Source organism: Streptomyces sp. NRRL S-118, from assembly GCF_000716335.1.
Classification (GTDB): Bacteria; Actinomycetota; Actinomycetes; order Streptomycetales; family Streptomycetaceae; genus Streptomyces.
Genome location: NZ_KL591003.1, coordinates 139,913 through 152,462 on the forward strand (window position 1 = coordinate 139,913; position 12,550 = coordinate 152,462).

At 72.3% G+C, this 12,550-nt stretch carries 12 protein-coding genes; 8 read left to right on the forward strand and 4 right to left on the reverse strand.

Annotation, left to right across the window (positions count from 1 at the left end):
* Window positions 1-76 precede the first annotated feature (76 nt).
* Window positions 77-385, forward strand: a complete 309-nt coding sequence (locus IH00_RS0107330; RefSeq protein WP_031070853.1) for a DUF1330 domain-containing protein — start codon at window positions 77-79, stop codon at window positions 383-385.
* 95 nt (window positions 386-480) lie between these two features.
* Window positions 481-924, forward strand: a complete 444-nt coding sequence (locus IH00_RS0107335) for a hypothetical protein (RefSeq protein WP_031070855.1) — start codon at window positions 481-483, stop codon at window positions 922-924.
* A 49-nt stretch (window positions 925-973) separates the two neighbouring features.
* Here IH00_RS0107335 and IH00_RS0107340 read toward each other — a convergent pair whose 3' ends face one another.
* A complete protein-coding gene (locus IH00_RS0107340; RefSeq protein ID WP_031070857.1) occupies window positions 974-1,813 on the reverse strand; it encodes a hypothetical protein in 840 nt (279 codons plus the stop codon).
* A 256-nt stretch (window positions 1,814-2,069) separates the two neighbouring features.
* Here IH00_RS0107340 and IH00_RS0107345 point away from each other — a divergent pair, with 256 nt between their 5' ends.
* Window positions 2,070-2,969: a LysR family transcriptional regulator gene (locus IH00_RS0107345; RefSeq protein ID WP_234334794.1), complete on the forward strand. Its 900-nt coding sequence runs from the start codon at window positions 2,070-2,072 to the stop codon at window positions 2,967-2,969.
* A gap of 57 nt (window positions 2,970-3,026) precedes the next feature.
* On the opposite strand, the gene IH00_RS0107350 is transcribed toward IH00_RS0107345, so the two are convergent.
* The gene (locus IH00_RS0107350; RefSeq protein ID WP_052411236.1) at window positions 3,027-4,067 is read right to left on the reverse strand and encodes an AraC family transcriptional regulator; all 1,041 of its coding nucleotides are present in this window, start codon (window positions 4,065-4,067) and stop codon (window positions 3,027-3,029) included.
* A gap of 304 nt (window positions 4,068-4,371) precedes the next feature.
* Between IH00_RS0107350 and IH00_RS0107360 the strand changes: the two genes are divergently transcribed.
* Window positions 4,372-4,947, forward strand: a complete 576-nt coding sequence (locus tag IH00_RS0107360; protein ID WP_031070867.1) for a dihydrofolate reductase family protein — start codon at window positions 4,372-4,374, stop codon at window positions 4,945-4,947.
* A gap of 241 nt (window positions 4,948-5,188) precedes the next feature.
* Window positions 5,189-6,097, forward strand: coding sequence for an NAD-dependent protein deacetylase (locus IH00_RS0107365; protein ID WP_031070869.1), 909 nt, complete (start codon window positions 5,189-5,191; stop codon window positions 6,095-6,097).
* Between the two features lie 187 nt (window positions 6,098-6,284).
* Here the strand turns inward: IH00_RS0107365 and IH00_RS0107370 are convergent, their stop codons facing one another.
* Complete coding sequence (locus tag IH00_RS0107370; RefSeq protein WP_031070871.1) at window positions 6,285-6,920, reverse strand: TetR/AcrR family transcriptional regulator; 636 nt, start codon at window positions 6,918-6,920, stop codon at window positions 6,285-6,287.
* 152 nt (window positions 6,921-7,072) lie between these two features.
* On the opposite strand from IH00_RS0107370, the gene IH00_RS0107375 reads away from it, so the two are divergent.
* From IH00_RS0107375 to IH00_RS0107385, 3 genes are all read left to right on the forward strand, one after another.
* On the forward strand, window positions 7,073-8,902 hold the full coding sequence (locus IH00_RS0107375) for an ABC transporter ATP-binding protein (protein ID WP_031070873.1): 1,830 nt from the start codon (window positions 7,073-7,075) through the stop codon (window positions 8,900-8,902).
* 61 nt (window positions 8,903-8,963) lie between these two features.
* Window positions 8,964-10,703 carry an ABC transporter ATP-binding protein gene (locus tag IH00_RS0107380; RefSeq protein WP_031070875.1) on the forward strand — a complete coding sequence of 580 codons (1,740 nt, stop codon included), beginning with the start codon at window positions 8,964-8,966 and terminating at the stop codon, window positions 10,701-10,703.
* A gap of 245 nt (window positions 10,704-10,948) precedes the next feature.
* Complete coding sequence (locus IH00_RS0107385; protein WP_031070877.1) at window positions 10,949-11,467, forward strand: SixA phosphatase family protein; 519 nt, start codon at window positions 10,949-10,951, stop codon at window positions 11,465-11,467.
* A gap of 392 nt (window positions 11,468-11,859) precedes the next feature.
* On the opposite strand, the gene IH00_RS0107390 is transcribed toward IH00_RS0107385, so the two are convergent.
* Complete coding sequence (locus IH00_RS0107390; protein WP_031070879.1) at window positions 11,860-12,309, reverse strand: SRPBCC family protein; 450 nt, start codon at window positions 12,307-12,309, stop codon at window positions 11,860-11,862.
* Between the last annotated feature and the right edge of the window lie 241 nt (window positions 12,310-12,550).

Here is a 12,550-nt window from a genome sequence, read left to right on the forward strand (position 1 = left end):
GGGACCGCCTGCACGCTGCTTCGTACGGTCGTTCCGACGAACCGCCGGTCCACCGGCACCGAGGCAAGGAGTGTCCATGAGCGCGTACATCGTGATCGACCTCGACATCCGTGACGCGGAGGGGTTCAGGAGGTACGTCGAGCTGGTCACCCCCCTGATGGACCAGGCCGGTGCCCGGAACCTGGTCGTGGACGAAGCCCCGGTCGTCCTGGAAGGGGACTGGCGGCCTTCGACGCTCGTGGTGCACGAGTTCCCAGACCTTGCGGCCGCGCAGGCCTTCTGGGACGCGCCCGAGTACCAGCCGCTCAAGTCCCTGCGACGCGACCACTCCTCGGTCCGGGTCGTCGTCGGGGCCACCGGACGAACGCCCGCGGCAAAGCCGTGAGTCACCTGCGCGTCCCGACCGCTTCGCCAGGTGTGCAGCGACACGGCCGGCAACACATGTTTCGCCCCTCCCTTCCCTCTTGGAGCAGAAATCACATGAAGGCCTTCGGCAAGAACCTCACCATGACAGCGGCGGCACTCGCCACGGCCACAGGATTGCTGACCGCGACGGCACCGAACGCCCAGGCCGCCGGCAGCTACAACATCCGCATCGACGTACGGGAGACGGCGTTCGTCTCCGACTACTGCCTCCTCACCGACACCAGCGGCAACAGCCGGGCCCATTGCAGCGGGAACAAGGGCGCCTACAGCTCCTTCCGCCTGGGCGTGGTGCACAACCGCGGGGACCGGGCGTGGATCGACGTCAACATCGTGGGCGGCGCGGACCGTAAGGGCATCGACCTGCACGGGAAGCACTACCTGCGCGTCTGGGGCAACCTTGCCGCCGTGCAGGTGTGCGGCTGGTCCAGCCTCGACTCGTACAACAGCGGCCAGGCCGGTGCCTCGCTCCACGGAAGCGGCTTCTGCCCGGGCGGCTGACACCCGCCGGGTGCGGCTGCCCGTAGAGCGGGCCGCCGCACCCGGGCCCTCAGGCGGGGCGGGAGTCGTACCGGACGCTGTGGAAGCGCCCGGCGTCCTCCCGCCCCGACGGATCGATGCCGAGCGCTCGGACCGCCGCCACCGCATACCGCTGTTCCCGCTCGTCGGTGAACCGGCGCTGAGGGTAGGTGCGCGCTGTATCGACCGCGCTGTGCAGACCGTACGCGGACAGTGTCCGCAGCACAGGGGCGTAGGCGACGGTCCGCAGGACGAACGCGCTCACCCATACCGGGCGCCGTGCGCCGTCGAGCAGCGCGGCCAGCGTCCGGCCGGTGATGTAACTGCCACCGCCCGTCAGTGTGATCAGGCCGACGCCGGCCAGTGCACGGCCGAGGCGGGGGCCGGGCGGGTCCTGTTCCAGGTTGTCGGTGAAGGCGGCGTCCAGCAGACCCACCTCCCGCGCGTAGTCCACCGCCGGCCGGGACACGTCCAGGCCGTACACCGGCAGCGCCCCGGGCCGGCGCCACTCGGCGTAGAACTCCTTGTCCGACGCGGCGAGTTCCGCCGTCGACATGGATCGTGCCTCCTCGGAGGTGTACCGCTCGTACAGCTGCGCCAAGGTCACCTCGTGGTTGAGGAGCGCGGCGTTGATGCCGTACGAGCAGCACACGTCGAGCACCGCGGGCGTGCCGGGGTGGCCATCGTCGAGGGCGGCCCGTTCGGCGGCCGCCTGACGGAAGACGGGCTGGGCATGGTGCGGTATCTCGTACTCCAGCGGCTCCAGCCGCGTGAAGTACGCACGCGGGTCGGGCCGGTCGTAGATGTCGTCGAACCGCGACTTGCCCCGGGCCGTGTCTCCGGAACCGCCTGCACCGCCGCGCCGGACCATGTGTACTCCTCTGCTCGCGAACATCCGGGCGTCCCATCGTGTACGGCATCCGCCGCGTCGCCCGAGAGCGCACGGGGGCGCACCGATGCAGTTCCGCGGCCCGGAGCCCGACACCGCCCGCCGTGCGGCAGCATGCGCCCGGGTCCACGTCCGTGGAGTCGCTCCGTGTACCGGTGGCCGGTGGACGCCCCTTGTCGCGTGGGCGACCGAGCCGGAGAAGACCGACGTAGCATGGGTCGGTGACGGATGCTCACCCATGGGGGCAGTGGTGGAGCGGCACGAAATCGAAGTGTTCCTGGCGCTGGCCGAAGAACTGCACTTCCGGCGTACCTCGGAACGGCTGGGGCTGGCGCAGGGCAGGGTCAGCCAGACCATCAGAAAGCTCGAGCACCGCCTCGGCACTCCCCTGTTCGTCCGCACCAGCCGCCGTGTCGCCCTGACCGACGTCGGGCAGCAGCTGCGCGACGACCTGGCCCCGGCGTACCGCATGGTCGGGGAGGCGGTCGCGCGGGCCATCGCCAGCGGCAAGGGCATCACCGGGATGCTGCGCGTCGGGTACTCCTCCCCGTGGGTCGGCGACCTGGTGATCCGGGCCGCCGACACGTTCCGCAGCCGGTATCCGGACTGCGCCGTGCACATCCAGGAGGTGCAACTCTCCGACCCCTACGGCCCGCTGCGCACGGGCGCACTGCACCTCCAGCTCACCGAGTTCCCCGTTCTCGAGCCCGACCTGGTCACCGGACCGGTGATCTTCTCCGAGCCGCGCGCACTGATCGTCCCTGCCCGGCATCCGCTCGCCCGGCGGGATGCGGTCTCGGTCGAGGACCTGGCGGACACCGTGTTGGTGAGCATGTCGGGCGACATCCCCCAGTACTGGCTGGACCACCACTACCCCCGCACCACCCCCGCCGGTCGCCCCGTCGAACACGGTGCGACCGCCACCTACTGGCAGGAAGTGCCCACCCTCGTCGCGAGCGGGAAGGGCGTGTCGCCGGCCGCTCTGCGTGCCTCGGAGTACCACGTCCGGCCGGGCATCGCGTTCGTGCCGTTCCACGATGCTCCGCCGATCGAGTACGGCTTGCTGTGGCCGGTCGCCGGCGAGACGGCGCGGGTACGGGCCTTCGTCGAGGTGGTCCGCCGAGTCGCCGGCCCCTGAGCCGCTCGGGCCCCGCCCGGTGCAGCCGGGCCGGCAGTGCGACGCGGCGGCATCGCCCTACGCCTCCGCCGGCCCTCCGACCGTGACCGGGTCGCGGCGGACGAGGTTCGGGGAGCGTCCCTCCCAGCGCTGCACGGCGCGGCGAAGCGCCCGGGCGTCGCTGTAGCCGACCCGGGTGGCGATGGAGTGCAACGGCAGGTCGGTGCGGCGTAACAGCTCCATGGCCTGCTGGTGACGTGTCTGCTCGAGTTCCTCCCGCCAGCTGGTGCCGTGTTCCGCCAGGCGGCGCTGCAGTGTGCGCGGGCTCATCGCCAGGCGCTGGGCGACCCTGTCCAGTGATGCGGCGTCCTCCCGCAGCGCCGCGTCCAGGGTGGCCCGGAACCTGTCGTGCCACCGGAGGACGGGCTTGGAGGCGGACAGGGTCAGCAGGGCGTGCTCGGTCAGGATCTGCTGCAGACCGGGCGTGGCCTTGGGCAGCCGAGCGCGGACGTCGTTGTCGGCGAAGGTGATGGAGTTGTGCGGGGCGTCGAAGACGATGTTGCGGGTGCCGAAGAACGCGGCCAGCCGCTGGTACGTCCGGGGCGGCCGGTGGGTGAGCGTGACCTCCAGCGGTATCACCGGCCGCTGCGTGGCGGCGCTGGCCCTGGTGGAGAGCATCGCCAGGGCGAACAGGTCGATGGCCTCGACGACGTCGGGTACCCACGAACCGGTGGCGTGGCGGACGGTGAAGGTGCGTCCGTCCTCGATGACCTGCAGTTTCTCGGCGGCCACGTCACCGATGCAGGCAAGGTGATCGATGGCGACCTTCAGCGACTCGGCAAGGTTGTCACCGGTGCTGATGAGGTAGTCCCACAAGCCGAAGGTGCCGAGCGGGGTGCCCTCGGTGATCAGCGCGCCGATCGCCGGGCCGGGCTCGGTGAGCGTCAGCTGCTCCCACAGCGCGAGCGCCGACGGCGTCGATATCCGCGCCAGGTCATCGTTCAGCACCTCGGGCCCGAGGTCGGGAAAGCGCTCGAAACGCCACATCGGCGTCCCCGAAGCGCGGACCGACGCGGTGATGAATCGGGCCAGCCGCGCGGAGATCGTCCCCTCATGCATAAGAGTGACGATCTTACCAGCGATCGTGCACAAGTGGCCTGTCACGCCCGCTTCTTGACGTGATCGGTCCCGGGACGGCATGTGAAGACCTGGCCGGCGGGGCTGGCTCCGGTCGGCGGGTCAGGACCCTCGATGGCGTCCCGGCCCCCGGACGACGCGGGCGGTCCCGGCACGACGCGGAGGGCCCGGGACGACGCGGGTGGGCCGGTCGTGGCGCACGCGGTCCGCTTCATGGCGCCGAAAGGCATCCCCCCGCTCAGGACCGCGGCCATAGCGTGGCCGCCGGCCAGGAAAGGGGATCCACATGCGCAAGCTCAGCTACTTCGTCGGCTCGAGCATCGACGGCTTCATCGCAAGCCCCGACGGGCAGCACGACTTCTTGGCCTTCGAGGGTGATTTCGCCGCCGCCGTGATGGCGGACTACCCGGAGACGCTGCCCGCACCGGCACGCGAGTCCCTGGGGCTCACCGGAGTCGCGAACAAGAGGTTCGACACGATCGTGATGGGCCGCGGCACGTACGACCCCGGGCTGGCGGTGGGTCTCACCAGCCCCTATCCGCACCTGGAGCAGTACGTGTTCTCCCGCACCCTGACGCAGGTCGACCCGGAGGTGGAAATCGTCCCCGGGGATCCCGCCGGATTCGTCCGCGGCCTCAAGCGGCAGGAGGGCGGCATGGACATCTGGCTCAGCGGCGGTGCGGGCCTCGCCGGCGAACTCCTCGAGGAGATCGACGAGCTGATCGTCAAGGTGTACCCCGTGGTCGTCGGTACCGGCATCCCGCTGTTCCGCTCGCCCTTCGCCCCGCACGGCTTCGCGGTGACGGACGTGCACACCTTCGCCACCGGCGCGCTGATCACGACGTACACGCGGACGGTGTGATCCGCCGCCGGTGACGACATCGGGTTCGGACCGCGTCACGGCCTTCCGTGACGACGAGAGCACCCGGCCCCTCCCGCACAGGGGCCGTGCCACCCGGTGGCCGGAGCCGGTGCCACGCCGTGCCCGGCGGAACGGCGTCTCACCAGGGCAGGGCGCGGCGCGACCAACCGGGCCGGGGCCAGGAAGGCGGGCGGCCGGACGGCGACGGCGTGCGGTGCGGCGCGTTTCGTACCCTGGCGGCATGCGCATGCGCCCCACCCTGAGCTGGACCCCCACCGAGGACCTGCCGCCGGGGACCACGGATCTGCGACCGGTGGCCGACGCGCTGAGCACCGGGGGCGTGCTGGTGCTCAGCGGGGCGGGCATCTCCACGGAGTCGGGCATACCCGACTACAGGGGCGAGGGCGGGAGCCTGAGCCGGCACACTCCGATGACCTACCAGGAGTTCACCGCCAGCGGCCGGGCCCGGCGCCGGTACTGGGCGCGCAGCCACCTCGGCTGGCGCACCTTCGGCAGCGCCCGACCCAACGCCGGGCACCGGGCTGTGGCCGCCTTCGGGCGGCACGGCCTGCTCTCGGGCGTGATCACCCAGAACGTCGACGGCCTGCACCAGGCCGCCGGCAGCGAGGGCGTCGTGGAACTCCACGGAAGCCTGGACCGCGTCGTCTGCCTGTCCTGCGGAGCCTTCAGCCCGCGACGCGAGCTCGCCGTCCGGCTGCAGGAGGCCAACGCGGGCTTCGAGCCGGTGGCGGCCGGAATCAACCCGGACGGTGACGCCGACCTCACCGACGAACAGGTCGGCGACTTCCGCGTGCTGCCCTGCACGGGCTGTGGCGGCATCCTGAAACCGGACGTGGTGTTCTTCGGCGAAGCGGTTCCGCCGCAGCGGGTCGAGTACTGCCGCCGGCTGGTCCGTGACGCGGCCTCGCTGCTGGTTCTGGGTTCCTCGCTGACGGTGATGTCAGGGCTCCGGTTCGTCCGCCAGGCGGTCCAGGCCGGGAAGCCGGTGCTGATCGTCAACCAGGACCCGACCCGCGGTGACCGGCACGCCCTCACCCGGGTCGCACTCCCCCTGGGAACAGCCCTCACCACCGTGGCCCACCGTTTGGACATCCCCGTCGGCGGCCGGGCGGCCCGACCGACGCGGTGAGGGTGGTGGGGCCACGCCGGCGCCGGCCCTGTGCGACGTACCTTCCTCGGGGAGGAGCACCGCTGGTCGGGGCAGCCGTTGACGCCGGCGCCGTCGGCGGCCGGCCCGTGCACGCAAGGCGCAAGGCGCGGAGCCCCGGCGGCCCGGAGACCCGGCGGCGGGAAGGCGCGGAGGCGGTCCGGTGCCGTCAGGTGCGGCCACGTGATGCTTCGAAGCCGGACAGCAGCGCGTCGAGGGCGTACTCGAACCGCGCCTCACCCGCGTCACCGCCCGCCGCCCGGGCGGCCCGGACCAGCATCGGATAGGCGTCCGGGTCCAATGAGGCCAGGCTGCCGGCGCCGTCGACGCCGCCCGCCTGCCCGGCGGCGTGGCCGACGACGAAACCGGTCAGGGAGTAGAGGATGTCCAGGGTCCGGGGCAGGGGGAAGCCCGCCTCGTGCAGCATCCGCACCACGGCGTCCATCGTCCGCAGGTTGCGGGGTGTCAGGGCGGGACGCGACAGCAGCAGCGGCACGGCGTGCGGATGCGCCGCGAGCGCGGCCATCAGCGCGTGGGCGTAGGCACGCAGGTCCTCCCGCCACGTCGCGGCGCCGAACTCGGGGGGCACGGCCTCCGCCACGACCTGCTCGATCATCCCGTCCAGCAGGGCGCTCTTGGAGGGCACGTGGTGGTAGAGGGTCATCGCCTCCACGCCCAGTTCGGCGCCGAGCCTGCGCATCGACAGCGCCTTCATCCCCTCCCGGTCGACGAGCCGTACGGCCGCCTCCAGGACGGTCTGCCGCGTGAGCCCGGCGCGCTGCCCGCGGGCCCTGTTGGCCGCCATGGGGCCTCTCCTTCGCTCCGTACCCGGGTCGATTGACATTTCTTACGGCGTAAGTATAGCGTCGACCCACCTGGCCTTACATCGTAAGAATGGCGGGAGCTGTACGCCGGCCGCGGCCCCTCCCGTACGGGCCCGACGAGGACGCGAGGACGATGACGACCACCGAGCTCGCCACAGCGAGGAAACAAGCAGGGCCGCCACCTGCGGACGCCGGTTCCGAGCGGGCACACTCCCCCGCGGGTCACGGCGTGCGGCGGCTGCTGCGTCCGTACGCGGGCGGCTTCGCCGCCGTGGGCGTCCTGCAGGTCATCGGGGCGGTGGCGGGGCTGGCGCCGCTGCTCGCGGCCGTCGAGCTGGGCCGGACCCTGCTCGCGCCAGGCACGGTCGACCATGACCATGTCCGGTTCATCGTGGTCGCGGGCGCGGCCGGCCTGCTCGTCCGGCTGCTGTTCACCGCCGCCGCGGCGGGCATGGGGCATCTGCTGGACGGATGGGTGCAGTTGGCGTTACGCCGGGAGCTGGCCGCGCGGCTGGGGCGCGTGCCCATCGGCTGGCTCTCCCGTCGCCGCAGTGGTGAGCTGGCCAAGCTGGTGGGCGAGGACGTCGGCGCCGTGCACCCGTTCATCGCCCATACCCCCGGCGAGCTGGTCTCCGCCTTCGTCGTGCCGCTGGTGTCGCTGGTCTACCTCTTCGGCGTCGACTGGCGCCTGACACTGATCACACTGGTACCGGTGGTGGCGGCAGTGGCGTTGGTCCCGCTGATGATGACCCCGGCCCGGCTCCGGGAGCAGGCCGACTTCGACGCGGCGATGACCCGGATCGCAGGCTCCGTCGTGGAGTTCGTCCAGGGCATCGCGGTGGTCAAGGCCTTCGGCGGGGGCGAGCGCGCCCACCGCGAGTTCCGCACCGCCACCGACGACTTCGTCGCCACCTTCCGCCGCTGGGTGCACGGGATCTCCCCGATCGCCGCGGCGATGCAACTGGTGCTGTCGCCCCCGTTCGTGCTCCTGGCCGTGCTGGTCGGCGGCACGGCACTGATCACCGGCGGTGGGATGGCCCCGGCCGATCTGCTGCCCTTCCTGCTGCTGGGGCTCGGGCTGACCGCGCCGGTTGCGGCGCTGGGGCACGGCTTCGACGAGCTGCAGGCCGCCCGCCGGGCGGTCGGCCGGATCCGTGACGTGCTCGCGGTGCCGCCGCTGCGGGAGCCGGCCCAACCGGTCGCGCCGCACGGCCACCGCGTGGAACTGCGCGGTGTCCGCTTCGCCTACGAACCCGGCCGGGAGGTTCTGCGCGGCATCGACCTGGTGCTGGAGCCGGGAACGGTCACCGCGCTCGTCGGACCGTCCGGCAGCGGCAAGTCCACCCTGGTCCGTCTGCTGCCCCGGTTCGTGGACCCGACGAGCGGCTCCGTCAGCCTCGGCGGCGTCGATCTGCGCGAGCTGGGCAGCCGGGAGCTGTACCGGCAGGTCTCCTTCGTCTTCCAGGACGTCTCCCTGCTCCGCGCCTCGGTCGCGGACAACATCGCGCTGGCGGTGCCGGACGCCGGTCCGGAGGACGTGGTACGCGCCGCCCGTCTGGCGAACGTCCACGACCGCGTCCTCGAACTGCCGCAAGGGTACGACACGGTGATCGGCGAAGACGCCCGGTTGTCGGGCGGCGAGGCGCAACGGGTCGCGCTCGCCCGCGCGCTGCTGGCCGGGACCCCCGTCCTGGTGCTCGACGAGGCGACCTCCTTCGCCGACCCGCACACCGAGCTCGCGGTGCGCCGCGCCCTGGAGGAGCTGCGGGGGGACCGTACGGTCCTGGTCATCGCCCACCGCATGGAGACCATCGCCGGCGCCGACACCGTAGCCGTACTGGAGGACGGAATGATCGTCGAGCAGGGCGCACCCACCGAACTGCTGGAGGCGGGCGGGACGTTCGCCTCGCAGTGGCGGGCCCGGCACGCGGCGGGCTCCGCGGGAGGGGATGAGCGGCTGTGACCCGGCACGACCACACCTTCCCACCTCTGTCCGGCGATGGACGCCAAGGAGACGACCCGCGATGATCCACATGCTGCTGCGCGTGCTGGGCCACCAGTACTCCCGCCCGATGCGCCGCGCCCTCACGCTGATGACGACGACCGCGGTCGTCGAGGGCCTGTCCTACAGCCTGCTGGTGCCCGTGCTGCGGGCCCTGCTCGGGGGCTCGGCCGGCGAAGCCTGGCCGTGGCTGGGCGCGTTCGGGGCCTCGGTGGTGGCCTACGCGGTGCTGCGATACGTCAGCGACCTGTCGGGGTTCCGCGTCGGCACCGCGCTGCTGCGCGGTGTGTACCACCGCCTCGGCGACCACCTCGCCCGGCTGCCGCTCGGCTGGTACGGCCCGGCCCGGGTGGGAGAGGTGTCCGTCCTGGCCGGTCAGGGCGTACTGCAGGCGATGAGCGTGATCGCGCACCTGCTGGCGCCGTTCGTCTCCGCCGCCGTGACGCCGCTGACGATCGTCGTCGTCATCCTCGCGTTCGACTGGCAGCTGGGCCTGGCCGCGCTGGCCGCCGTCCCCGTCGTGGCGGCGATCCAGATCCTGACCGGGCGTTCGGCGGCCGCCGAGGACACGGAGCGCGCGGCACGCGACCGCGAGGCCACCGGACGGGTCATCGAGTTCCTCCAGGCCCAGCCGGTGCTGCGCGCCGGTGGCCGCACCACCGAACGCTTCCGGCTGCTGGACGACGCCCTGCGGCAGGTGCAGCGCGCCTCCCGCCGCTCCACGCTGTCCGCGCTGCCCGGCGCGCTGGGGCTGACGCTCACGGTCCAGGCGGTGTTCACCGTCGTACTGGCCCTGGGGGCGTACCTCGCACTCGGCGGGCGCATCGGGGCCGCGGAGCTGCTGACGGTCCTGGTCCTGGCCGCCCGTTGCGCGGATCCGCTGCTGTCGCTGGCCGATCTCGGCGGCAAGCTGCGCGGCGCGCGCGGCGAGCTGGGCAGGCTCGATGCGGTGCTGCGCACCGAGCCGCTGCCGCAGGCCGCGGAGCCGGTCCGACCGGTCGGCCACGGTGTGGAGTTCGACGGTGTCACCTTCCGGCACGGTGGGCGCACGGTGCTCGACGACCTGTCGCTGTCCGTGCCCGAAGGGCAACGGCTCGCCGTGGTGGGACCGTCGGGGGCGGGCAAGACCACGCTGCTGCAGTTGCTCGCGCGGTTCCACGACGTGGACGGGGGCGCGGTGCGCGTCGGCGGTGCGGACGTGCGCGCGATCAGCACAGCGGCGCTGATGGCACGCTTCGCCATCGTCTTCCAGGACGTCTACCTGTTCGACGGCACGATCGAGGACAACGTACGCCTGGGCCGCCCCGACGCCACCGAAGCCGAGGTGCGGGCGGCGGCGGCCGCGGCGCGACTGGACGAAGTGGTCGGGCGCCTGCCCGACGGATGGTCGACCCAGGTGGGCGAGGGCGGCGCGCGCCTGTCGGGCGGCGAGCGCCAGCGCGTCTCGATCGCCCGGGCTCTGCTGAAGGACGCGCCGATCGTGCTGCTGGACGAGGTCACCTCCGCGCTGGACCCCGTCAACGAGGCAGCCGTCCACGCCGGCGTCGAGCGCCTGATGGCGGGCCGCACCGTCGTGATGGTGGCCCACCGGATGCGCACCGTCCAGCACGCCGACCGCATCGTCTTCCTCGACTCCGGTCGTATCGTCGAGGAAGGCACCCACGAGGAACTGCTGCGCAGCGGTGGCCGCTACGCCGGCTTCTGGAACCTCGCCCTGGCACCGTCCGGGTCATCGACGCCGCGTCCCGCTTCCGGGGCATGACCTCACCGCCGGTGACCTGATACGCGGCGGGTTCCACCTCACCGCGGCAGGACCCGGCCTCGACGACGTACCCAGCTGGCGGGGGATGGTACGTCTGCCGCGTTTCCGACGACGCCGTCCTGCCCGACCGAACCGGGCGGCTGTCCCGTGCGGCCCCCCTCTTGTCGAGCGGGGATTCGCTCGCAGGGTGGAATCCCGGTCGGCCCTCGCCCTGGTGGGCCGCGGGTCCTGCCAAGCTCGACCGCATGACGACTGAGACCACCCGCCGCCTTGTCCTTCTCCGGCACGGCAAGGCGGAATGGAACGACGACGCCGACCACGAGCGTCCGCTGGCGGAGCGCGGCCGCAAGGACGCGCCCGTGGCCGGGCGCTGGCTGGCGGGCTCCGGTGTCACCCCGGACCTGGCCCTGTGCTCGACCGCGGTGCGCTGCCGCGAAACGTGGAAGCTCGTCGTGCCGGAGCTTCCCGAGCGGCCCCGGACGGCGTATGACGAGCGCATCTACGATGCCTCCCCCGGAGAGCTGATGGCCGTGCTGAACGAGGTGTCCGACGAGGTGGAGAACCTCGTGGTCGTGGGGCACAACCCGGGCATGCACGCGCTCGCCGACGCGCTCGCCGGTGAGGCGGACGGCGATCTGCCGGCCAGGCTGAACCGCAGCGGTTTCCCCACCTCCGCCATCGCCGTGCTCACCTTCGCCGGCACCTGGAAGAATGTGGAGGTCGGGACCGGCAGACTGGCGGCGTTCTGGGCCCCACACGCATGAGCAGCGCCTTGCGGGGCACGTCCGGTGCACCCGCCCCTCTGGGTGGGCCTCACGAGTAAGGGAGCCGTGCTGACCGCCGCCGACCGGTCGCTGCTCCAGCACCGTGCGTCGCTGCTCCAGCCGACACCCGTGCGGGGACCGGGCCCGGGCCACGCCCGGGCCCGGTTGTTGCAGGTGCTGAACCTGCAACACGATCGCTCCGAACTCGCTTGGTGGGTACACCTGTTACCGGTCAGCTACAGAGAAGCGACGGCTCCGCCGAGGTGCCGGGGCGGGTACCGGCAAGGGCGGCGCGCACCGAGCCCCCGGCCCGGGGGCGTCCGGTCCGGGGGCTCGAAGGTGTGCTGCGCCCCGCTCGCGGGACATCACGTCCTGCGGGCGACGGCGCGGTGTCAGACCTGGCCTCGCCAGGCCCCGGTCTCGCTGCCCCGGTTCTCGATGAAGACCTTGAACCGCTTCAGGTCACCGGAGACCTGCCGCCTGACGAAACCGAGCTTGTCGCCGACCGTCTCGGCCAGGCCCTCGGGGTCGAAGTCCATTTGCAGCATGACCTTCGTGGTGGTGTCGTCGAGCCGGTGGAAGGTCACCACCCCCGCCTGCCTCGCTTCACCGCTCACGGTGGTCCAGGCGACGCGCTCGTCGGGGATCTGCTCGGTGATCTCGGCGTCGAACTCGCGCTTGGCGCCGTTCACGGTCGTCACCCAGTGGGTCAGGGTGTCGGTGCGTTGCTCGACCCGCTCCACCCCCTCCATGAATTCGGGGAAGGTCTCGAACTGCGTCCACTGGTTGTACGTCGTCCTCACCGGGACGCCCACCTCGATGGACTCCTCGACCTGCGACATACGAGCACCTCGCTTCCTCGTCGGTTCGGGACTGCGCTGCGGCGGACTGCCCTCAGCGGCGCCGACGGGCTGCGTGTACCCCGGCGTTGACGCGTCATGACACCGTGCCGTGGCGTACGGCTCACGCCGATCCGGCGGACCTCACCCTGCCGTCGCCCGCCGCGCGCTGCTCCGGCTCGGTGTCCGCGACGGCGAGGCGGAAGCTGCTCAGTCCTGCCGCGAGTGCGGCCCGCTCCGCGGG